Here is a 22570-nt window from a genome sequence, read left to right on the forward strand (position 1 = left end):
GCGTTTAGACCGGACGCAATGTTTGGCGAAACTTGCGCATGTTGTCCTGATAGTGCAGCGCACTCAGCGTTAGTTTCTGGGTCGCCGCCTCATCAAGCTGCCGCACAACTTTGCCCGGCGAGCCCATGACCAACGAATTATCGGGAACCTCTTTGCCTTCGGTAATCAGCGCCCCCGCCCCTATCAGACAGTTCTTTCCGATCTTCGCTCCGTTTAGAACGATAGCCCCCATACCGATCAGCGTATTGTCTCCGATCGTGCAACCATGCAGCATGACCTTGTGACCAATTGTGCAGTTCTTCCCAATGGTCAGCGGATAACCCGCATCGATGTGCATCACGCAGTTTTCCTGCACATTGCTGCCTGCGCCCACACGGATTTCTTCGTGATCGGCCCGGATGGTGCACCCGAACCAGACCGAAGCGCCTTGTTCCAGGACTACTTTGCCGATCAAGTTGGCGTCGGGGGCTACCCAGGTGTCTTCGTGAATTTGCGGCGAGTGATCGCCCAAGGCATAGATGGTCATGACAAGCCCTCGAACTCGGTCTGCAACGAGCGGATGTGGTTCTGCAGGCTGGGCTGTTGGATGCGACGCATGCGTTCTGCGCTGACGATGGTCTTCAGCTTTTCCTCGGTGGTATCCAAATCATCGTTGATCAGAACATAGTCGTAGTAGCCCCAATGGCTGATCTCATCCCAGCTTTTCAACATGCGCTTGGCGATCACATCCTCACTGTCCTGCCCACGCCCTTCCAGCCTGCGCCGAAGCTCGCGGATCGAGGGCGGGAGGATGAAAATCGACAACGCATGCTTGCCCAGATCCGAATTGCGGATCTGCACTTCTCCCTGCCAATCGACATCAAAAAGCACATCGCGCCCCTGTGTGATGGACTCGCGGACCGGTCCAGCAGGAGAGCCGTAGAAGTTGCCGAACACATGCGCGTGTTCCAGCATCTGCCCATCCGCCACCTGCTGTTTGAACTCGTCCTCGGATAGGAAGTAATACTCCCGGCCATGCTCCTCACCCGGGCGCGGAGCACGGGTGGTGGCCGAGATCGAGAATTCCAAACCGACATCCCATTGCATCAAACGGCGGGCCAGAGTGGATTTACCTGCGCCCGAAGGCGAGGACAGTATGATTAATAGACCGCGGCGATCCGCCATGTGATGTTCCCGTCCTTATTCCACGTTCTGCACTTGCTCGCGCATCTGATCGATGACCGCTTTCAGCTCCAACCCAACCGCCGTCAGTTCGGCATTCTGCGATTTCGAGCAGAGCGTATTGGCCTCACGATTGAATTCTTGCATCAGGAAATCCAGCTTACGCCCAACCGGGCCGTCTTGCGTTAAAAGGGAACGCGCCGCAGTGACATGGGCCTTCAACCGGTCAATTTCTTCGGTAATATCGGCCTTGACCGCGATCAGGGCCAGTTCTTGTGCAACACGATCAGGGTCCGCACCTTGCGTATTGTCGAGAACGCGCGTCAGATTTTCGCGCATGTTTTGCGCCATTTCCTCGCGGCGACGCTCGGCCAGATCAGCGGCCTGATCCGTCAACTTTGCGACTTGGTCGAGTTGTCCCGCAAGAATGCCTGACAGAGCTTCACCTTCGGAACCGCGCATCTCAATGAATGAAGCAAGCAAGCCACCGAACTCAGATTTCAGGTGCTCGACAAGTTGGGCTGGATCATCCGCGTCAGCTCCGGCTTCCAACATCCCTTTCAACGCAAGAAGATCACTTGCTTTGGACGGTGCCAACAATACGCCCCGCGCGCCTGCAAGCGCTTCGGTCTGGGCCAGTGCATCCAGCGCAGCTTCCATCGCTGGGGTGTTCAACCGGACATCCGCGGCGGATTCTTCCCGTCCCATCCGAAGGGACAGCGTGATGTTCCCTCGGTTGACCTGCTTCGACAGATCGCCTCTCAGCGCGGCCTCTAGCCCTGTCAACCAATCGGGGAGCCGCAGTCGCAAATCCAGCCCCTTGCCATTGACGCTGCGCAATTCCCAAGTCCAGCTATGGGGACCAAACGCCCCCTTGCCCGAGGCGAAACCGGTCATGGATTTGATCATGCCTGCCCTTTCCGTCAAATTCACTGGTCGCACCTAATGCCATTGACCAGCAAGGGGCAAGACCTTGCTCATTCCCCAATCAATGCCAAGAGGTTAACCATTCGTTAAAGAATTGCTCCAAAATTGTATTAACCCGTGTCAATCTGACAGTCAGAAAAGCTGGCGGATCGCAGCTTTGCCCATTAGATGGCATTTTAGGAAAATCGCGAGTGATTGACGGTAGGGTGATGAAATGAAAACCTTTTTCGGGACTGGTTCCGGCTCAGAACTTGGAAAGATCATCGCAATGGACCGATTTGACAGCGGGCGAAGCCTTTCTCCCATCCGTCAGGCCGAAGCCTATTGGACCGCCTTGCTGACAGGTGAAGGCGTTCCGATGCGCTCGCAGATCGATCCGCGCGGCCTGGAGAATATTCTCGAATACACATTCATACTGGAACGCATCGCGCCGGGTTTGGCCCGGTTTCGGCTGGCGGGAAGTCACCTGAACAATCTGGCGGGCATGGAAGTTCGCGGTATGCCTCTAACGGCTTTTTTCGAACCGAGCGCCCGCGATGATGTCAAATCCATTCTGGACCAAGTCCTCACCGGCCCCGCAGTTGCTGAACTGGGCTTGCTTTCGAAAGGCAAGCTCGGACGAACCAGCCTTCAGGCCCGCATGATCCTGCTGCCGCTTAAAAGCGATCTGGGCGACGTCAGCCGCATTCTTGGGGTCATGGTCAGCGACGGAACCATCGGGGCAACACCGCGTCGCTTCATCGTCTCGGATCGCCGCATCAACCCGATCTCTGAACTGCAACAGCCTCCGAGGCCTGTCCAACAGCAAGCAGAGGGGTTCGCTGAAGACCAGACTACGTTCAAAGGGGCACCGCACCTAAGGTTGGTATCATCACGTGACGACTAAATGAAAACGGCGGGCATGAGGCCCGCCGTCTTACTAATTCAGGATGTATTCGAAGTCAGCTTGCAGCGCGCTTGCTGCGGTCACGACGTAGGTTGGTCAGTTCTTCCGCGACAAGGAATGCAAGTTCCAGCGACTGCGAAGCGTTCAGGCGCGGGTCACAAGCTGTGTGATAGCGATCCGAAAGATCCTCTTCGGTCACCGCGCGCACACCTCCGGTGCATTCGGTGACATCCAGCCCTGTCATCTCGAAATGAACGCCACCGGGGATCGTGCCTTCAGCCTGATGTACGCCAAAGAAATCGCGTACTTCGCGCAGCACGGAATCAAACGGCCGGGTCTTGTAGCCGGTTGCGGATTTGATCGTGTTGCCATGCATCGGATCGCAGACCCAAGTAACCTGTGCGCCCTCTTCCTTTACGGCTTTGACCAGACGCGGCAGATGCTCACCCGCTTTACCTGCACCAAAGCGCGCGATCAGAGTCAGACGCCCCTCTTCGTTTTCGGGATTCAACTTGGACATCAGGACCTTGAGGTCTTCGGCACTGGTTGTCGGACCACATTTCAGACCGATCGGGTTCAGTACGCCCCGGCAGAACTCGACATGCGCACCGTCGGGCTGACGGGTGCGGTCGCCGATCCAGATCATGTGACCCGAGCCAGCCAACCAATTGCCAGATGTCGAATCCAGACGCGTCAGCGCCTCTTCGTACTCAAGCAGCAGGCCTTCGTGGCTGGTGTAGAATTCCACCGACGAGAATTCGTGTGTGGTATCTGCGGTGATGCCCGCAGCCCCCATGAAGTCAATCGAATCCTGAATGCGGTCGGCGATCTCAGAGTATTTCTGAACGTCTTGCCCGTCGGCAAAACCCAGCGTCCACGAATGCACGTGGCTCATATCCGCAAAACCACCGGTCGAGAACGCCCGCAGCAGGTTCAGTGTAGCCGCCGCCTGTGTATATGCCTGAAGCATCTTGTCGGGATTCGGAATGCGTGCCTCGGGTGTAAAGGCCAGCTCATTGATGATGTCACCGCGGTAGCTGGGCAACTCCACACCGTCGACAACCTCAGTCGGTGCACTGCGCGGTTTTGCAAACTGGCCCGCCATGCGGCCAACTTTAACCACGGGAACCTTGGCGCCGTAGGTTAGCACCATTGCCATCTGCAGCATCACCTTGAACGTGTCACGGATCGCATCCGCGCTGAACTGCTCAAAGCTTTCAGCGCAATCCCCGCCTTGCAACAGGAACGCTTCGCCACGGCCCGCGGCTCCCAGATGCTGCTTCAGCCGTCGCGCTTCACCCGCAAAAACCAGCGGGGGATACTGCGAAAGCTGCGCCTCGACTTTGGCCAGCGCGGCCGCGTCGGTATAGTCTGGCATCTGAACCCGGGGCTTGTTGCGCCAGTTCGTTTTTTGCCATTCAGTCATAGCTTTTATCTCCGCTGAAGTATTTCAGGTGGCCTCTATACAAAATGCATGAATGAGAGGCCATATCCCTTTTGCGCCTCTTGACGCCATAATCAAGCTTTGAGCATGGTGACTGGCATATCCGCCACCGTGGAAATCCCGGTGCGCGCCGAATCAAGGACAGTTCGCCATGCAAGAGCAACGCCAAGTTGTCACTGTGGATCATAGCACAGGCAAGCCGCATAACTTTGTATTTGTGCTTTTGGACAAGTTTTCCCTTCTGTCATTCGCTTCGGCTTTGGACAGTCTACGGATCGCCAATCGAATGGCCAACCGAGAGCTTTATACCTGGACCTTGACGGGCGAAGGCGGTGAAACAGTGACTTGTTCAGCCGGAACTTCTTTCAATCTTGATTCTGATCTGACCGAATTGCAGCGTGACGACGTCGTCCTGATCTGCGGGGGGGTCGATGTACAAGCGGCAACCACCAAGCGCATTCTGAACTGGGTACGGCGCGAAGCGCGTAAAGGGTTGAAAATCGGCGGTCTTTGCACCGCGGCCTATACGCTGGCCAAAGCCGGTTTGCTGGAAGGCAAGCGCGCAACGATCCATTGGGAAAACTCAGACAGTTTTGCCGAAGAATTCGACACAGTAGAGCTGACCAAGTCGGTGTTTTTGGTTGATGGCAACCGAATGACAACTGCTGGCGGCACATCCTCGATTGACCTGATGCTCAAGCTGATTGCCGAAGATTACGGAGAAGATCTGGCCAACGCGGTCGCTGATCAGATGATCTATTCTTCGATACGTACGGATCAGGACACGCAACGTTTGTCGACCCCTACACGGATCGGCGTACGCCACCCCAAGCTCAGTCAGGTTATCCTGATGATGGAAAAGAACATAGAAGAGCCAATCTCGCCTTCTATTCTAGCCAAGGACGTAGGCATGTCGACGCGCCAGCTAGAACGTCTGTTCCGCCGCTATCTCAGCCGCTCGCCCAAGCGCTACTACATGGAACTGCGCCTGCATAAAGCGCGGAACTTGCTGATGCAGACCGATATGAGCGTCATCAATGTGGCGCTGGCTTGCGGCTTTGCCAGCCCGTCGCATTTCTCCAAATGCTACCGGGCGCATTACAACACCACGCCTTATCGCGAACGCGGTGCACAGAGCGGTCGGTTGTCTGTTTAATCCAAAGCCGCAGGGAAACCTTACAAATCTTTCGCAAAGTAGTGCAGGTGCGGCCGTAACATCGGTTGATCCAGATAGGTCGTGGTTTCGATTGGTGAGTCCAGTTCAACAAAACCAAGTTTGGGGTACAGGTCGCGCATTTCGACATTCGGTGTAAGCGTATCGGCGATGAGGCGTTTCAAACCCATATCACGCGCGGCCTGTTCCCGGGCTTCGATCAAGGCACGCCCGGCACCGGTCCCCCGTGCCTCCTCGGTCACAAAAACCCGCTTAAGTTCACCGGTTTGGTGATCAAATCGTTTCAGCATCCCACATCCAATGATGTCTCCGGCATCGTTTCGCGCCACCACAAGACATCCATTCGGGGGTAGGTAATCATCTGAATGCGCCCAAAACTCCGCCAATGCGCTTTCGGGGGCCGCTGGATCAATCTCAAAGCACATATCCTGCATTCGTTGCACGATAAGCGCGTAATACTGTGCCAGAATCGTATTCAGTTCGCGCTTTGGCGGCGTTGTTTCACAAAGCTCGATTACAAAATCACTCATTCAAATCTCCTGATCACCCTGAAGCCCGGAACAGATACACCGTGACCGAATGGCATAGAAGCAAACGCCCTAACCCCGTTTTATACCGTCAGAGGGGCGTCATTCGGTAAACCGCGCCTTGCCCGACGGAAATGAACCAGATCGACCCATCTGGTGCTTCGGCGATGTCGCGAACACGTTCGGTCTCGGGGCCTTCGATCTGCTCAGCCTCACGCAGTGGATCGCCCGCCAAACGTGCAATGTAGTCGAATTTCAAAGAGCCAACGAACAGATTTTCCTTCCATTCCGGCCAAAGTTTTCCGGAATAGACCATCAAGCCAGAGGGTGCGATGGAAGGATCCCAATAATGCTCGGGCTGTTCCATTCCTTGCTTCGACGTGCCTTCACCGATCTTCTGACCCGAATAATGAACGCCATACGAAATCACTGGCCAGCCATAATTGGCACCGGGTCTGATCAGATTAACCTCATCCCCGCCTTTTGCCCCGTGTTCCGAAACCCAAAGCCGGCCCTGCTGATCCAAATTGGCACCCTGAGGGTTTCTGTGACCAAACGACCAGATCTCGGGGCGGACACCGGGATTGCCCACAAACGGGTTATCACTGGGAACTGAACCATCACGGTTGATCCGAATGACCGTACCCATGTGGTTCGTTCGATCCTGCGCAGCCGGGCGATCACCTCGGTCACCGATAGTGACGAACAACGTGCCATCATTCGCTTCAACGACGCGAGAACCAAAGTGGCGCCCGCCGGAGCCACCGGGAGAGGCCTCGAATATCACACGCAGATTGGTCAGACGTTCTCCGTTCTCCGATAAATGAGCGACAGCGACAGCGGTGCCTGCACCGCCTCGTTGCGATTTGGAGAAAGTCAGAAAAAGCTCGCGGGTCCGATTGAAGTCACGCGCGATGGTGACATCTAGCAAACCGCCCTGCCCGTTCGCGACCACTTTTGGCAGACCCTTGATGCGCTTCGCCTCACCTCCGGCAACGTACAAAAGCTCGCCATCTCGCTCAGTGACAACAAAGCTGCCATCCGGAAGAATGCCAATCGCCCAAGGTGTATCAAGGCCTCTGACCACCTGAGTAACCTGAACCGGCCCGCCGGTTGTGTTGATGACATCGGACCAGCCTGCAATCGACCAGCACGACAGAATGAGAATCGCAAAAGTCCTGATCATATCGACCCAACCCCTAGTGGTGCACCGCAACAAACTGACCTAGCCTAACAAAACAGATAGGATTGCTGCTTTCAAAAGCACTTTTTTGTTAGGACTTTTCTTTTTCGGACAGCTTGCCTAGGGTCATGCCCAGAACGACGACGTTCAAACGATAAATAGGGAGTAACCTAATGAAAAAGCTGCTTACCGCTACTGCAGCAACCGCTCTGCTGGCGGGTACCGCTATGGCCGAGGACGTGAAGCTGGGCGTGCTGTTCGGCTTTACAGGCCCGATTGAATCGCTGGCCCCGGCCATGGGTTCGGGCGCAGAAATGGCGATGGCCGAGGTCACCGAATCCGGCAAACTGCTGGACGGCGCAAGCGTGACCGGAACCCGCGCCGATACCGGCTGTATCGACAATGGTCTGGCCACATCGAACGGCGAACGTATGATCGCCGATGGCGTCGCCGGTATCATCGGCGGCGACTGCTCGGGCGTCACTGGCGCGATCCTGCAGAACGTCGCGATCCCGAACGGCATGGTCATGATCTCGCCGTCGGCCACGTCTCCGGGTCTGTCGACCATGGAAGACAACGGCCTGTTCTTCCGCACCGCCCCGTCGGATGCGCGTGAAGGTCAGGTGATGGCTGACATCCTGAACGATCGTGGCATCAGCTCGATCGCGCTGACCTACACCAACAACGACTATGGCAAGGGTCTGGCGGATGCGATCCAGTCCTCGTTCGAGGCATCGGGTGGCGAGGTGACCATCGTTGCCGCGCACGAAGACGGCAAGGCCGACTATTCGGCCGAAGTTGGCGCGCTGGCCTCGGCCGGTGGCGATATTCTCGTGGTCGCAGGATATCTGGACCAAGGTGGTTTGGGCATCATCCAGTCGGCTCTGGACAGCGGAGCGTTTGACACGTTCGGTCTGCCGGGCGGCATGATCGGTGACTCGCTGCCGGCAAACGTTGGCCCCGACCTGAACGGCTCGTTCGGTCAGATCGCTGGCTCGGGCGGTGAAGGTGCCGAGAAGTACTTTGCCATGGCTGAAGCTGCGGGCTTTGACGGTTCGTCGCCCTACTCGCCGGAAAGCTATGACGCCGCCGCGCTGTTCATGCTGGCGATGCAGGCCGCAGGTTCGACCAACCCCGCTGAATACGGCGCGAAAATCATGGATGTCGCCAATGCTCCGGGTGAGCAAATCTTCCCCGGAGAACTGGCTAAAGGTCTGGAGCTGTTGGCTGCCGGTCAGGACATCGATTATGTCGGCGCATCGGGCGTTGAGCTGATCGGCCCTGGTGAAAGCGCAGGTTCCTATCGCGAGATCGAGGTGACCGACGGCGAAAACAAGACCGTCAACTTCCGTTGATCCAAGGTTAAAAGTCATAAAAACAAGCAGCCCGGCCCTTGTGTCCGGGCTGTTTCAATGAAAAAAGGCCGCACTCCGGTTAACGGGGATGGTAAAAACGCCGAAAACGGCGGCTAGGGGAAAAGATGATCGTCGTCGATGACGTGCACAAGCATTTCGGCGGGTTTCATGCGGTGGACGGGGCATCGCTGGAAATCCAAAAGGGCTCGATCACCGGTCTGATCGGACCGAACGGGGCCGGAAAAACCACGCTATTCAACGTGATCGCGGGCGTACTTCCACCGACTAGCGGTAAGGTACATATGGACGGTGAGGATATCACTGGCCTGCCCCCGCATGAGCTGTTTCATAAAGGCCTGCTGCGCACCTTCCAGATAGCGCATGAGTTTTCGTCGATGAGCTGCCGTGAAAACCTGATGATGGTGCCCGGCGCACAATCCGGAGAATCGCTGTGGAACACATGGTTCGGGCGTAAGCGTATCGCGGATGAGGAACGCGCACTTAGGGCGAAAGCCGATGAGGTGCTGGAGTTCCTGACTATCGAACATCTCGCCGATCACAAGGCCGGTCAGGTCTCGGGCGGTCAGAAGAAGCTGCTGGAACTTGGCCGAACCATGATGGTCGATGCCAAGATCGTGTTTTTGGACGAGGTCGGCGCTGGTGTGAACCGCACCCTGCTGATGACCATCGCCGACACGATCCTGCGCCTGAACAAGGAACGCGGCTACACCTTCGTGGTCATCGAGCACGACATGGATTTCATCGGCAAGATTTGCGACCCGGTCATTTGCATGGCCGAGGGCAAGGTGTTGGCCGAAGGCACTCTGGACGAGATCAAGGCCAATGAACACGTGATCGAAGCCTACCTAGGCACCGGCCTTAAGAACAAAGACAAGCTGGAGGCGGGCGCATGAGCGACAACCCCTACCAGGACGACAAGGGCAACAAGGACGCCTCGATCACCAATACGCATGGCGTCGGCACCATGACACCAGCGCATCGCAAAAGCGGTGAAACGCATCGGGTCGAGGGCGGTCCTTTCCTGATTGGCGACACCATGACTGGTGGCTATGGCAAAGGGCCGGACATCCTGCATGACTGCACCATCGCCGTTGATAAGGGCGAGATCGCGGTGATCGTCGGCCCCAACGGCGCGGGCAAATCCACCGCAATGAAGGCTGTGTTTGGCATGCTGGACGTACGCCAAGGGTCTGTGCGGCTGGATGGCGAAGATATCACCAATCTTAGCCCGCAAGACCGCGTGGTACGCGGCATGGGCTTTGTCCCGCAGACCTCGAACATTTTTACGTCGATGACAGTGGAAGAGAACCTAGAGATGGGTGCTTTCATCCGGCGCGACGACATCAGCCAGACGATGGAACAGGTCTATGACCTCTTCCCCATTCTCCGCGACAAACGCAATCAGGCCGCCGGAGAGCTGTCAGGTGGTCAACGTCAACAGGTCGCCGTGGGCCGTGCGCTAATGACCCAGCCCAAGGTGTTGATGCTGGACGAACCCACCGCCGGTGTCTCACCAATCGTGATGGATGAGCTGTTCGACCGGATCATCGAGGTCTCGCGCACCGGGTTACCGATCCTGATGGTCGAACAGAATGCCCGTCAGGCGCTGGAGATTGCGGACAAGGGATATGTACTGGTCCAGGGTCGCAATGCCTATACCGGGACAGGCAAGGAGCTGTTGGCCGATCCAGAAGTTCGCAAGAGTTTCTTGGGGGGATGACACCAGTGACAGCTACTCTCGTGTTTGATCACTCTGAAATCAGGTCGAAAAGACGTACGAACTTGGAAAATGAGGTAACGAACTAATGGACTTCCTCAACGCCCTTGTGGCGCTCTCCAACTTCGTTCTTGTTCCCGCAATCGCCTATGGCAGCCAGTTGGCACTGGGCGCTTTGGGGGTGACGCTGATCTACGGCATCCTGCGGTTTTCTAACTTTGCCCATGGCGATACGATGGCCTTTGGCGCGATGATCGCGGTGCTGGTCACTTGGGGCCTGCAAGCCGCTGGCGTCAGTTTCGGGCCGTTGCCAACGGCTCTGCTCGCCCTGCCCTTTGCCATTCTGGGCTGTATCGTTCTGGTGCTGATCACCGACCGGTTGGTCTATCGCTTCTATCGGGAACAGAAGGCCAAGCCTGTCATTCTGGTGATCGTCTCGATGGGTGTGATGTTCATCATGAACGGCCTTGTGCGGTTCATCATCGGTCCGGATGACCAAAGGTTCTCGGACGGAGCGCGTTTCATCGTCTCGGCGCGAGATTTCAAGGCGATGACTGGGCTGCGTGAAGGGCTGGCTATCAAGACCTCCCAGGGCATCACGGTGATCGTGGCGGTTGTCGCCGTGGCGCTGTTGTTCTGGTTCCTGAACAAAACGCGCACCGGCAAATCAATGCGGGCCTATTCTGACAATGAGGATCTTGCGTTGCTGTCCGGTATCAACCCCGAGCGCGTGGTGATGATCACATGGATCATCGTTGCCGCGCTGGCGACCACTGCGGGCGTGCTTTACGGCCTCGACAAAAGCTTCAAGCCATTTGTCTATTTCCAGCTTTTGCTGCCGATCTTTGCCTCGGCTATCGTGGGTGGCCTCGGAAACCCTCTGGGAGCCATCGCAGGCGGTTTCATCATCGCGTTTTCTGAGGTGACGATCACCTACGCGTGGAAGAAAGTGCTGACTTATCTGGCACCTGAAAATCTGGAGCCGTCAGGTTTGGTGCAGTTCCTGTCCACCGATTACAAATTCGCTGTCAGCTTTGCCATTTTGCTGATCGTACTTCTGTTTAAGCCAACCGGCTTGTTCAAAGGAAAAGTGATATGAGCGAGCCCGTCAAAAACACGCTGCTTTTCGTGGTCGTCGGCGCACTCATCCTGTTGACCGGATTCACCCAAAGCTGGAACGCCGCAATCCTGATCCTGAACATGGGCTTGATCTCGGCCATCATGTCGATTGGCGTCAACCTGCAATGGGGCTTTGCTGGCCTCTTCAACGTTGGAGTCATGGGCTTTGTCGCGCTGGGCGGGTTAGCGGTTGTGCTGGTTTCGACACCCCCAACCCCCGGCGCCTGGTCTGGTGGCGGGTATGGCGTCATCCTGTCGCTTTTGATGGGTGCGGCAACCGTAGTTGCAGCTGTGATGGTGGCCAAAAAAATGCCCAAGGGACGCACACAAACCTTTGCGATCATCGGTATTCTGGTCGTAGGTTTTTTTGTTTACCGCGCAATTTTTGATCCCAACGTAGCTGCGATCGAAGCGATTGATCCTGCTGTCGCTGGTAATATCGGCGGTTTGAACCTTCCTGTCCTATTCGCTTGGCCTGCCGGGGGACTTTTGGCGGCGGGCGCAGCATGGCTGATCGGAAAAACGGCGCTGGGCCTGCGCTCGGACTATTTGGCAATTGCCACACTTGGTATCGCCGAGATCATCATCGCCGTCATGAAAAACGAGGACTGGCTGGCACGTGGTGTCAAGAACGTCTACGGCATTCCACGTCCCTCACCGGTGGTTGGCTACGAAGTTGAATTGCAGCAAGACCCATCTTTCCTTGCAAGGGCCGAGTGGTTTGGGCTGGATCCGGTTACAGCCTCGACGCTTTCCGTCAAGCTGGGCTACTCTTTGCTGTTCCTGATCGTGCTCCTGGTGCTGCTGTGGATGGCTCAGATGGCGTTGAAAAGCCCTTGGGGCCGCATGATGCGCGCCATCCGCGACAATGAGGTTGCCGCCGAGGCGATGGGCAAGGATGTCACCCGCCGCCATCTGCAGATCTTCGTGCTGGGCTCGGCCATCTGCGGCATCGCCGGTGCGATGATGACCACTTTGGACGGGCAGCTGACGCCGGGCACTTACAACCCGCTTCGCTTTACCTTCCTTGTCTGGGTCATGGTGATCGTCGGCGGGTCGGGCAACAATTTCGGAGCCGTACTGGGAGCGTTCCTGATCTGGTTCCTGTGGGTTCAGGTTGAACCCATGGGCCTGTGGCTGATGAACCTGATAACCTCAGGCATGCCTGACGGCAGCGCACTTAAGACGCATCTGATCGATAGCGCCGCACATATGCGCCTGTTCACCATGGGGCTGATTCTTTTGATTGTTCTCAGATTCAGTCCAAGAGGGCTGATCCCCGAGAAATAAGCAAAATTTCTTGCGAAATTCCCCTAACGCACCGTTAATCGGTGCGTTTTATTGTGCGGCGAGTCAGAACGCTCTAAATCGGTGTATCGTGATCCACCACATCGCGCTGTGCCCCATACCATGTTTGTTTGGTGCGGAGTTGTAACGATCTGACAGTTAACCAAGATGAGAGCACCGTAGTCGCAATGATTAAACCACTCAGAGTTTTCGCAATCGGGATCCCGCTGATGGCAACGCTATCAGCGTGTATTCCCTCACCCGAACAATTAGAGACCACCCCGGTCAAGGTCCAGACGCCCAAAGGAGTTGTGACCTGTCAGCTTTACCGCCAGGACCGCGTCACCTGGGACCGCGCAATCGATTTTCCGGCCACCAAAATGTCGGTGCCCGAGGCGGATAATTATTGCAGACAGGAAGGCCTGCGCCGGCTTAATCGATAACAATATGGGCGCGCGACTGGTTCGGCGCGCGCCGCACTCCGGCTTCTAGCGATTGCGGAACAAGCCGCCCAGTATGCCCCTGACGATGCGGCGGCCAGTTGTTCCTTTCAGCTCTTTGATCACGGCCTCGCTCATGGCCGTGGCGAAGGTATCCTTTTTGCGCGAAAGACGAGATGACGATCGCCCAATGCGGTTGCCCGAATACCTTCGGGCCGAGGCGTATTCGCGTTCTGCCGGGGTCTGCTGTTCCAGAACTTCGTCGGATTCCGCCTGTTCCGCCGCATTCGCAGCGGCATCCGCGCGCGCCTGCAGAATCTCAAACGCCGATTTGCGGTCGATACGCTTGCCGTATTTTGCATCCATCGGCGAAGCTTTGATCACCGACTGACGCTCAGCTTTGGTAATCGGACCAAGTTGTGAGCCCGGTGGCCGGATCAAAGTGCGCTCGACCACGCCCGGTACACCCTTCTTTTGCAGCATCGACGTCACGGCCTCGCCCACGCCCACCTCTCGGATTGCGGTCTCAGTATCGAAAGCTGGGTTTTCACGATAGGTCTCAGCAGCAAGTCGCAGATTCTTGCGGTCGCGCGCTGTGAAGGCCCGCAGCGCATGTTGGACCCGGTTGCCCAGCTGACCCAAAATATCTTCCGGGATGTCTGCCGGATTCTGCGAGATGAAATAAACGCCAACGCCCTTTGATCGGATCAGGCGCGCCACCTGCTCGACCTTGTCCACCAGCACCTTGGGGGCGTCCTCGAACAGCAAGTGCGCTTCGTCAAAGAAGAACACCAGCTTCGGTTTTTCAGGGTCCCCCACTTCGGGCAGTTCTTCAAACAATTCGCTAAGCAGCCACAACAGGAAAGTCGCGTATAGGCGCGGAGAGCCCATCAGCTTGTCAGAGGCCAGAATGTTCACCATCCCCTGCCCGTTCGCATCTGTCCGCATCAGGTCGGCCAGGTCCAACGCAGGCTCGCCAAACAGATTGGTACCGCCCTGATTTTCCAGAACCAGCAAGCGGCGTTGAATAGCACCGATCGAAGATGTCGAGACATTGCCATAGCGCAGCGATAGTTGGGCGCGATTCTCGCCTATCCAGACCAGCAATGCCTGCAGGTCCTTCAAGTCGAGCAGCGGCATGCCTTCTTCGTCTGCGACCCGAAAGGCGATGTTCAGAATGCCTTCCTGCGCCTCGCTCAGCTCCATCAGTCGCGATAGTAGCAGTGGGCCCATCTCGGTCACTGTGGTCCGGACCGGATGCCCCTGCTCGCCAAACAGATCCCAGAACGTGACTGGACACGCGGCGTAAGAGAATGTGCCGAACCCGATCTTCGCGGCCCGATCCAAAAAAGCCTGGTGTAATTTGTGGGTTTCGCTTCCAGGCAGCGCCAGCCCCGACAAGTCCCCTTTCACATCGGCCAGAAACACTGGAACCCCTGCCTGTGAGAAGCCTTCAGCCAGAATTTGCAGCGTAACCGTTTTGCCCGTACCGGTCGCACCAGCAATCAGGCCATGGCGGTTCGCATATTTCAGCGACAGCCCCTGTGCCACTGAATAGCTGTCGCCACCACCGCCTACGAAGATCTTGTTGTCCATTGAAAATCTGTCCCGAATTCTACCGATCTGCTGCAAGCATACAAAGTTAACCTTTCGCTGCGAGAGTAAATGTTGCTTCTCGTGGCCTGGCTGCGGGGGCAAACTTCCTCCCTGTCGACTGGCCGTGCCTTTGGGCACGGCTTTTTTTTAATTTCTACGAAAACCGAAAGACGCAAGAATAGTTTTTTAGGGTTAGGAGTTGACCAACGGGTTCCCCTTTCGTAACGTCTGCGCATAACTAAGTCGGCCAGTCCGACGGGGAGAAAATATTCAGGAAGGGAGCCGCTCCACCGGCTCCCTTTTTCGTTGCAGATCGCGGTGTTTCCCACGCATTTCGGCAAAAAACGATCAATTCCCGGTCTGGAATTCGGATTTACCCTGACACCATTGAATTGCGGTGATAGAGGAAACAAAAAACTGGATCAGTTAGATGAGGCATTCATGATCAGGAAACTTGTCCCTTTTAATGTGGCGGCCGCAGCACTGTTATGCGGAACAGCATTTGCGCAGGAAACCACACAGCAACCTGAAGCCGGTGCTGAAGCCGAAGTTGGCAGCGATCTGGATCTGGGTGAATCCGGTCCCCGTGTTGGCGAGCAATACGTCAAAGAACAAACGGGTGAATGGAATATTTCCTGCATCAAAACCGAAGGCGAAGACGATCCCTGCGCGATGGTTCAGATCCTCAATAACCAACAGGGTGATCCGATTGCCGAAGTTTCGATCGGAAAACTGCCCGAAGGCGGTGCCGCTGTTGCTTGGGCGAATGTCGTTGTACCGCTCGAAACCCTGCTGCAGGCGCAATTGGCTATGTCGATCGATGGGGCACCGCGCAAGCTTTACAATTATCACCACTGCATTCCGGTTGGCTGCGTGGCGCAACTGGGTTTGACTCAGGGTGATATCGACGCGATGAAATCAGGCCAAAAGGCGGTGCTGTCGCTGGTTCCTGCGCGCCTGCCAGATCAGGTTCTGAATATGGACATGTCTTTGTCTGGCTTCACAGCAGGCTTTGACGGGCTGAATGTTTCCATAAACTAAGCCCCGCAAAAACATCGAATAAGAAAGCCGCCGTGATAACACGGCGGTTTCTTCATATACGCTTCAACGCAAGAACGGCGTTCAGCCCACCAAAGGCGAAAGCATTGCTAAGGGCGACATTAACTTTCGCTTCACGCGACTCGTTTGGCACCACATCCAGCGCGCATTCGGGGTCGGGCTCTTCATAGCCAATGGTCGGGGCGATCACCCCGTCGCGCAGGGCCATGATACAGGCTAATAGCTCAACTGCGCCGGTACCGCCGATCAGGTGTCCGTGCATGGACTTTGTTGACGAAATCATCAGATCGTCGGCGTGTGGACCAAACACACCAGCAACGGCTGCACATTCGGTTTTGTCATTTGCAGCCGTGCCGGTCCCATGGGCATTTATGTAACCCACATCGCTTGCATTCAGCCGTGCATCCGATAACGCCCCGGCCATGGCCCGTGCTGCCCCTTGTTTGCTGGGCATAACTATGTCGGCCGCGTCCGAGGACATGGCAAAGCCCACGACCTCGCACAGGATATCTGCTCCGCGCGCGCGCGCGTGTTCGTATTCTTCGAACACAAAAACACCCGCACCTTCGCCTTGCACCATCCCGTTTCGGTTTGCGCTAAAGGGCCGACAGGCATCTTTTGACATGACGCGAAGCCCTTCCCATGCCTTGACGCCCCCAAAGCACAGCATCGACTCCGAGCCACCGGTCACCATTGCGGGCGCCGCCCCGCTGCGCACCATCTGAAATGCCTGCGCCATCGCATGGTTCGAAGACGCACACGCTGTTGATACTGTAAAGCTAGGGCCTTTGAGGTTGTGCTCCATCGAAACGTGGCTGGCCGCCGCGTTGTTCATCAGCTTGGGCACGACAAAAGGATGCACGCGATTTTTACCATCCTCGTAAACCGAGCGGTAGTTGTCATCCCAGGTGGAGACGCCACCACCGGCCGTTCCCAGCACCACCCCCGACCGCGCGGCTGTGTCACCCGAGAATACGATACCGGATAGATCGATCGCTTCTTTGGCGGCGGTTAACGTGAACTGCGTGAACCGATCATACAGCGTCATCTGTTGGCGGTTGAAACGGCCCTCGGCCTCAAAACCCCGGACTTGACCGCCGATCTTGATCGACAGGCGATCCACATCACGAAACTCAAGCTCGGAGATACCACAACGACCCTCGCGCATGGCTTCCAGAGTGTCGGGAACGGAATGGCCCAACGCGTTAATGGTGCCAGCACCCGTAATGACGACGCGTTTCATACCAGCGGTCAGACCTTTTCAGACACGAGTTTTTCGATACCCGCAATGATCGCTGTCACATTCGAAATGTCGAAATCGCCGGATGTGGGCTCGTTTGCGTTGAAGGGCACGGTGATATCGAACTCTTCCTCGATGGCAAAGATACTCTCAACAAGACCCAGGCTATCGATGCCCAATTCTTCGAGCGTACTGTCGGGCGTCACATCCGAAGGCTCAAGCACGGCCTGTTCGGCAATGATTGCTATGACGCGGTCGCTGATGCTCATCTCGATCCCCTGATTTTCGCCTTGGGGATGATTTAATCACTTGAAGGCTGTTTGAAAACAGCCTTTTTCAGCGCCTCGACGTCGCGCGACAATCGGGGCAGACGACGTTGGGCTTTATATATCTCGGTATGGCTTTCCATTTTAATGCCCGGGTAGCCCATGATCACGCGACCAGCAGGAACATTTGACAGAATCTTGGTGCCGCCACCGGCAATCACGCCATCACCGATGAAAATATTATCGACAACACCAGTCTGACCACCCAGTACTACGTTATTACCAATCTCGACCGAACCAGAAACGCCGGTTTGCCCACATAACAAACAATCCTGCCCGACTCGGGTGTTGTGTCCCACGTGGACAAGATTATCCAGTTTCGATCCACTACCGATTACAGTATTGCGTATGGTCCCGTTGTCGACAGTGCAGTTCGAGCCGACCTCGACGTCATCGCCAATCTCGACCGCACCCAGCGAATGGATGCGCAACCAGCTTTGCGCCTTTGCATCCCCCTGATCACCCAGAGTTTTCCGCGCATTTTCGGCACCCGAGACTTCTGGTGTGACATAGCTGAAACCGTCCCCGCCGATACGGGCACCCGGCTGCGCGATAAAGCGATCACCGATTTGAGCCCGCGCACCGATGCTGACCATTTCGCGCAGCAGAGCGTTTTCACCAAGCGACGCATCCATACCGATCACGCAATGCGCGCCGATAACCGAACCCGCGCCGACGCGCGCGCGCGCGCCGATAACAGCAAGCGGGCCGACCGATACGTCTACCCCGATCTCGGCGGTTTCATCAATGACAGCCGATGGATGAATTCCCGGCGCAATCCCCTGCCCGCGATCCAGCATCGCGGTGATCCCTGCCATCGCCATGCGGGGGCGTTGCACAAAAATGGCGGCCTCAAGCCCCAGTGCTTTCCAGTCCGCGCCATCCCACAAAACCGCGGCCCGTGCTGTACCGGTCTCCAAGGCTTCAGCATATTTTGGCGACATCGCCATGGCCAGATCGGTTGGCCCGGCATCTCCCGGCTCGGCTGCCCGCAAGATGGTCAGCCCAGTCTGGCCTTCTGCGACGACCCCCAAGGAATCGGCGATTTGTTGAACGGTAAACTGCATGTCGGGCGTCCTCGTGGCGGGATTTGCCTCGTGATTACCCTTGAACGTCCGGCAGGACCACCCCTGCCTTTTGCAGCGCTTCCCAGATTTTGCGATCCCGGTCATACACGTCGCGGCGATACTGCACCTCGCCTTTGGGGCCAATATAGGCCGTGCGATAAATCAGATGCACCGGAATTTTTTTATCCAGTTCAACCTTCGTTTCTTTGCCCGTGTTCAGCACCCGGTGGAAAAACGCCTTTGGATCCTCTTCCTGCTTGGCCAGCAGCTTATAGGCAAACTCGAACGGTTGCGCCAAACGGATGCATCCATGCGAGAATGCCCGAACCTCGCGTGCGAACAGAGATTTCTGAGGCGTATCATGCAGATAGATGTTGTACTTATTAGGGAACATGAACTTCACTAGCCCCAGTGCGTTGCTTTTGCTGGGGGGCTGACGCATGGAAAACGGGAAATTACGCGCAGTGAATTGGGTAAAGTCAACCGCTCCACGATTCACCTGACGGCCACGGCGATCGGTGATCTGGATATGGCCGACAGCATTTGGATTGGCCCGCAATTGCGGCAGATATTCCTTCGTGATGATCGAGCGTGGCACATACCAACTTGGGTTGATCACCATATGCTCCATCTCATCTGAGAACTCTGGGCTTCGGCGATCATGTGTGTTTTTGCCGATCACGGCACGAGTCTCAAACGTGACCTGCCCGTCATCGACGATCTTGGCAGAAAAATCAGCCAGATTCACCAGAATATGCCGCTCACCACGGTCTTTGGGTAACCAGCGCTCCCGTTCAAGCGCAACGTAAACAGCTTTCAAGCGATCTGAAACTGGGCGATTGATCTCGGAAATCGTGCCTTTGCCAGCTACGCCATCCGCCTCAAGACCATGAGCAGCCTGAAAGGATTGCACCGCCGCAAACAGCGCATCATCATAGTTTGGGCTGGCAGTAGGCTTCAGATAACCCATCGCGACAAGTCGATTGCGCAGCCTGATGACATTGCTCCCTGTGTCCCCAAGCTCAAGCTTGGAGACAGGAACGGTCTCGCCCCAGCCACCTTGTGTCATCAGCGCTTCCAGCGCCTTCTTCTGTTTCAACAGCGCAAGATACTGGCGCGATTGAGGCATCATATCCCTGAAATAGGTATCACCCTGGCTGGAAACGAGCAGTTCAAGATGCGCTGCGGCGCTGCGTCGTTCCACCGCCCGCACTAGGCCGGGATCAATCTGCGAAGGCGTTACAGAACCGGAATGCAAGTCTCTGGCATATTTGACAAAAACCCGTGTCAGCTCGGCCTCGAGCATGCCCAGATCACGGGTGTTGCGCGCGTCCTGCATCTTTGTCACCAAAGTCTGGACGTCGTATTGTGCCCCAGGCAATCCATGCAGGTCGGTCGTCGAAAGCGCTTCGATCAGAGCTTTGCGTCGTGCAGCATGCTCGGGCGTATCGCCAACCCAAACCGGATCAAACCCGTTTGTGCGATAAAACTCAGCAATTGCCGGGCTGTTGGACACACTTTCCGCAACGGCCATTTGAAACGCTGTGCCATCCGTCCCCGCCTGCGCGACTGAGGCCGAAGCCACAAGGAAAGCGGCGATAAAAACACTTGAACGAGCACGGGTAACAAATGACATAGGATGGCCCTGTTTCTTCAATGACTTGTCACGCCCTATAAGCGGCGTCTGAAAATAATGTTTTGCCGAGCGCCTGATGTCTATTCACAAATTCATCACCAGACCGCTTCTTTGACCCCTGGTGCGCGTTTGCATCGCCGACGCGCGAACTGCGCCAAAAGCAAGCATACTTGCATCAGTTGCGCAAAAAACTGCCGAAATTTCCCCCTTGATTTGACTGCGACCAAAGATTTCTTGGCTGTTGAATCCTACTGTGCCATAAATCCCGCATCTGGGATGGGAAAAAATTAATACGGCACGCGTAACATCGTGTGCAGGCAGGAACAGTACGGGACGAAACAAAAAATGACCAAGAGCAGTACCTCGGGCCTGACCCGGCGTGCCCTATTGGGCGCATTCGCCGCAACCGCAGTTGTTGCAGCCCCCACATATTCCAACGCAGCAGGTTTCCTTCGCGGCGGAGGTGATATTCGCCGTATCCGCATGTATTCCGGCCGTACCGGTGAACGTATCGATATGGTCTATTGGGTTGATGGCAAATACATCAAAGACGCGGTGAAAGAGGTCAATCACTTCATGCGCGACTGGCGCAGCGATCAAGTCAAGTCAGTGGACCTGAGGACCATCGACATCATGGCGGCCACCCACAATCTTCTGGATGTCAGCGAACCCTACATGCTGCTGTCCGGTTACCGCTCGCCGCAAACCAACGCAATGCTGCGCCGCCGCTCGCGGGGTGTTGCCAAGAATTCGCTTCATATGAAGGGTCAGGCTGCTGATCTGCGACTGTCATCACGCTCGGTCTCGCAAATGGGCAAAGCAGCGATGGCCTGCCGTGCCGGTGGCGTTGGACAGTATTATCGTTCGAATTTCGTTCACATGGATTGCGGTGTCATCCGCTCGTGGCGCGGCTAATCGAGCATTTCATCTTTCGCTTTTGCACAAACCCCATCAGATAGTTCTGGCGGGGGTTTTGTTTTGCCTGGAAAGAACAGGTTCGTGCACCGTCAGTTCTGCGTAATATGACGACTAGCAAGGGTGAAATGGCGCACCTGAGAGGATTCGAACCTCTGGCCTCTGCCTTCGGAGGGCAGCGCTCTATCCAGCTGAGCTACAGGTGCCTTGGCCGTTAGCTACCCTCGTTCCAATCCGGGTGCAACTGCAAATCCGCAGTACGATCAGGCAAACAGATCGTGGGCAAGCTCCAACGCATCGATCAGGGTGTCGACCTCATCCGTCGTGTTATAAAGCCCAAAGCTGGCACGACAGGTAGCAGTGACCCCCAAATGATCCATCAGCGGCCCGGCGCAGTGGTGGCCTGCGCGCACGGCGACACCCTTTTTGTCCAGAATGGTTGAAACATCATGGGCATGCCCTGCCCCATCCAAAGTAAAGCTGAATATCGCGGCTTTGTTCGCTGTGGTGCCTTGAACCTGCAGCCAGTTCAATCCATTCAACCGTTGCATCGCATAGTCGCGCAAGCCGGCCTCATGCGATGCGATGCTCTCCATGCCAAGGTCCATCATATAGTCAAGCGCCACACCCAACCCGATGGTCTGCACGATGCCGGGGGTTCCGGCCTCGAACTTCATTGGCGGATCGTTGTAGATCACCTGATCTTTTGAAACCTCTTTGATCATGTCACCGCCACCAATAAAGGGGCGCATTTCAGCCATGCGGTCCGATTTGATAAAAATTGCGCCAGAACCGGATGGGCCGTACAGTTTATGACCCGTGATGGCATAGAAGTCACATCCGATGTCATCGACATTGACGGGCATATGAACCGCGCCCTGGCTGCCATCCACCAGAACCGGAACGCCTTTGACGTGGGCGGCTTGCGTGATTGCTTTGACATCAACCACAGTGCCCAGCACGTTCGAGCACTGGGTCACCGCAACCAGCTTTGTCTTGGGGCCAATGGCGTCGATTACCGCCTGAGGGTCAAGATGGCCGGTCGCATCGACGTCGATCCATTTCAGCACCACGCCCTGCCGTTCGCGCAGGAAGTGCCACGGCACGATGTTGGCGTGATGTTCCATCACGCTGAGGACAATCTCGTCCCCCGCCTGCAGGCGTGGCATTGCCCAACCGTAGGCGACCAAATTGATTCCTTCGGTCGTACCCGAATTCAGGACAATCTCATTCTCGTTTGATACGCCCAGAAACCGCGCAACCGTGCCACGGACGGCCTCATATTTCTCGGTCGCGAGATTTGACAGATAGTGAAGCCCTCGATGCACGTTCGAATATTCGTGCGCATAGGCCTGCGTGATCGCGTCGATCACCACCTGGGGTTTCTGCGCGGAGGCCCCGTTGTCTAGATAAGTCAGCGGCTTTCCGTTGACCTGACGTGACAGGATCGGAAAATCTGCGCGGATTTTTTGTACGTCATACATAGACAG

At 56.2% G+C, this 22570-nt stretch carries 22 protein-coding genes and 1 tRNA gene; 10 read left to right on the forward strand and 13 right to left on the reverse strand.

The window, feature by feature from the left end; genetic code table 11:
- Positions 1–4 precede the first annotated feature (4 nt).
- Genes ACR0CZ_RS11105 through ACR0CZ_RS11115 form a run of 3 tightly spaced genes read right to left on the reverse strand, consistent with a single transcriptional unit; the run spans position 5 to position 2070 of the window.
- Entirely contained in the window at positions 5–526 is a 522-nt protein-coding gene (locus tag ACR0CZ_RS11105) for a gamma carbonic anhydrase family protein (protein ID WP_170393059.1), read from the reverse strand.
- Positions 523–1164, reverse strand: a complete 642-nt coding sequence (gmk, locus tag ACR0CZ_RS11110) for a guanylate kinase (protein ID WP_170393058.1) — start codon at positions 1162–1164, stop codon at positions 523–525. Before gmk ends, ACR0CZ_RS11105 begins: the two co-directional genes overlap by 4 nt.
- A gap of 15 nt (positions 1165–1179) precedes the next feature.
- Entirely contained in the window at positions 1180–2070 is an 891-nt protein-coding gene (locus tag ACR0CZ_RS11115; RefSeq protein ID WP_170393692.1) for a YicC/YloC family endoribonuclease, read from the reverse strand.
- Between the two features lie 232 nt (positions 2071–2302).
- Here ACR0CZ_RS11115 and ACR0CZ_RS11120 point away from each other — a divergent pair, with 232 nt between their 5' ends.
- Positions 2303–2974: a PAS domain-containing protein gene (locus tag ACR0CZ_RS11120; RefSeq protein ID WP_480536941.1), complete on the forward strand. Its 672-nt coding sequence runs from the start codon at positions 2303–2305 to the stop codon at positions 2972–2974.
- A 55-nt stretch (positions 2975–3029) separates the two neighbouring features.
- Here ACR0CZ_RS11120 and ACR0CZ_RS11125 read toward each other — a convergent pair whose 3' ends face one another.
- Entirely contained in the window at positions 3030–4400 is a 1371-nt protein-coding gene (locus ACR0CZ_RS11125; protein WP_223118039.1) for a class II 3-deoxy-7-phosphoheptulonate synthase, read from the reverse strand.
- Between the two features lie 169 nt (positions 4401–4569).
- Here ACR0CZ_RS11125 and ACR0CZ_RS11130 point away from each other — a divergent pair, with 169 nt between their 5' ends.
- On the forward strand, positions 4570–5574 hold the full coding sequence (locus tag ACR0CZ_RS11130) for a GlxA family transcriptional regulator (RefSeq protein WP_170393055.1): 1005 nt from the start codon (positions 4570–4572) through the stop codon (positions 5572–5574).
- A 20-nt stretch (positions 5575–5594) separates the two neighbouring features.
- Here ACR0CZ_RS11130 and ACR0CZ_RS11135 read toward each other — a convergent pair whose 3' ends face one another.
- A complete protein-coding gene (locus tag ACR0CZ_RS11135) occupies positions 5595–6122 on the reverse strand; it encodes a GNAT family N-acetyltransferase (protein ID WP_480536940.1) in 528 nt (175 codons plus the stop codon).
- Between the two features lie 88 nt (positions 6123–6210).
- The gene (locus ACR0CZ_RS11140; protein WP_480536939.1) at positions 6211–7305 is read right to left on the reverse strand and encodes a PQQ-dependent sugar dehydrogenase; all 1095 of its coding nucleotides are present in this window, start codon (positions 7303–7305) and stop codon (positions 6211–6213) included.
- A 170-nt stretch (positions 7306–7475) separates the two neighbouring features.
- Here ACR0CZ_RS11140 and ACR0CZ_RS11145 point away from each other — a divergent pair, with 170 nt between their 5' ends.
- The 6 genes from ACR0CZ_RS11145 (at position 7476) to ACR0CZ_RS11170 (ending at position 13244) form a co-directional block, all read left to right on the forward strand.
- Positions 7476–8657, forward strand: coding sequence for an ABC transporter substrate-binding protein (locus tag ACR0CZ_RS11145; RefSeq protein ID WP_170393052.1), 1182 nt, complete (start codon positions 7476–7478; stop codon positions 8655–8657).
- A gap of 125 nt (positions 8658–8782) precedes the next feature.
- Positions 8783–9571: an ABC transporter ATP-binding protein gene (locus ACR0CZ_RS11150; protein WP_170393051.1), complete on the forward strand. Its 789-nt coding sequence runs from the start codon at positions 8783–8785 to the stop codon at positions 9569–9571.
- A complete protein-coding gene (locus tag ACR0CZ_RS11155; protein ID WP_170393050.1) occupies positions 9568–10398 on the forward strand; it encodes an ABC transporter ATP-binding protein in 831 nt (276 codons plus the stop codon). Before ACR0CZ_RS11150 ends, ACR0CZ_RS11155 begins: the two co-directional genes overlap by 4 nt.
- An 85-nt stretch (positions 10399–10483) precedes the next feature.
- Positions 10484–11494, forward strand: coding sequence for a branched-chain amino acid ABC transporter permease (locus ACR0CZ_RS11160; protein WP_170393049.1), 1011 nt, complete (start codon positions 10484–10486; stop codon positions 11492–11494).
- The gene (locus ACR0CZ_RS11165) at positions 11491–12804 is read left to right on the forward strand and encodes a branched-chain amino acid ABC transporter permease (protein WP_170393048.1); all 1314 of its coding nucleotides are present in this window, start codon (positions 11491–11493) and stop codon (positions 12802–12804) included. The genes ACR0CZ_RS11160 and ACR0CZ_RS11165 overlap by 4 nt, the downstream gene beginning before the upstream one ends.
- A 227-nt stretch (positions 12805–13031) precedes the next feature.
- On the forward strand, positions 13032–13244 hold the full coding sequence (locus ACR0CZ_RS11170; protein ID WP_480438555.1) for a hypothetical protein: 213 nt from the start codon (positions 13032–13034) through the stop codon (positions 13242–13244).
- 45 nt (positions 13245–13289) lie between these two features.
- Here ACR0CZ_RS11170 and ACR0CZ_RS11175 read toward each other — a convergent pair whose 3' ends face one another.
- Positions 13290–14837, reverse strand: a complete 1548-nt coding sequence (locus ACR0CZ_RS11175) for a helicase HerA-like domain-containing protein (RefSeq protein ID WP_170393046.1) — start codon at positions 14835–14837, stop codon at positions 13290–13292.
- Between the two features lie 441 nt (positions 14838–15278).
- On the opposite strand from ACR0CZ_RS11175, the gene ACR0CZ_RS11180 reads away from it, so the two are divergent.
- Positions 15279–15878 (forward strand): invasion associated locus B family protein, encoded by a 600-nt coding sequence (locus tag ACR0CZ_RS11180; RefSeq protein WP_170393045.1) that lies wholly within the window; start codon positions 15279–15281, stop codon positions 15876–15878.
- Positions 15879–15930: 52 nt separating this feature from the next.
- Here ACR0CZ_RS11180 and ACR0CZ_RS11185 read toward each other — a convergent pair whose 3' ends face one another.
- Genes ACR0CZ_RS11185 through ACR0CZ_RS11200 form a run of 4 tightly spaced genes read right to left on the reverse strand, consistent with a single transcriptional unit; the run spans position 15931 to position 20165 of the window.
- Positions 15931–17139, reverse strand: a complete 1209-nt coding sequence (locus tag ACR0CZ_RS11185) for a beta-ketoacyl-[acyl-carrier-protein] synthase family protein (RefSeq protein ID WP_170465353.1) — start codon at positions 17137–17139, stop codon at positions 15931–15933.
- An 8-nt stretch (positions 17140–17147) separates the two neighbouring features.
- Positions 17148–17405 (reverse strand): acyl carrier protein, encoded by a 258-nt coding sequence (locus tag ACR0CZ_RS11190; RefSeq protein WP_170393043.1) that lies wholly within the window; start codon positions 17403–17405, stop codon positions 17148–17150.
- Between the two features lie 32 nt (positions 17406–17437).
- Positions 17438–18529, reverse strand: a complete 1092-nt coding sequence (gene lpxD / locus ACR0CZ_RS11195) for a UDP-3-O-(3-hydroxymyristoyl)glucosamine N-acyltransferase (RefSeq protein ID WP_170393042.1) — start codon at positions 18527–18529, stop codon at positions 17438–17440.
- Between the two features lie 34 nt (positions 18530–18563).
- Positions 18564–20165, reverse strand: a complete 1602-nt coding sequence (locus ACR0CZ_RS11200) for a L,D-transpeptidase family protein (RefSeq protein WP_170393041.1) — start codon at positions 20163–20165, stop codon at positions 18564–18566.
- Positions 20166–20510: 345 nt separating this feature from the next.
- Here ACR0CZ_RS11200 and mepK point away from each other — a divergent pair, with 345 nt between their 5' ends.
- Positions 20511–21080, forward strand: a complete 570-nt coding sequence (gene mepK / locus ACR0CZ_RS11205) for a peptidoglycan L,D-endopeptidase MepK (RefSeq protein WP_170393040.1) — start codon at positions 20511–20513, stop codon at positions 21078–21080.
- Positions 21081–21209: 129 nt separating this feature from the next.
- Here mepK and ACR0CZ_RS11210 read toward each other — a convergent pair.
- Together ACR0CZ_RS11210 and ACR0CZ_RS11215 are read right to left on the reverse strand one after the other, a co-directional pair.
- Positions 21210–21286, reverse strand: a tRNA-Arg gene (locus ACR0CZ_RS11210).
- Between the two features lie 57 nt (positions 21287–21343).
- On the reverse strand, positions 21344–22564 hold the full coding sequence (locus ACR0CZ_RS11215) for a cysteine desulfurase (RefSeq protein WP_170393039.1): 1221 nt from the start codon (positions 22562–22564) through the stop codon (positions 21344–21346).
- Positions 22565–22570 lie beyond the last annotated feature (6 nt).

The sequence above is a fragment of the Ruegeria sp. H9 genome (assembly GCF_056532915.1).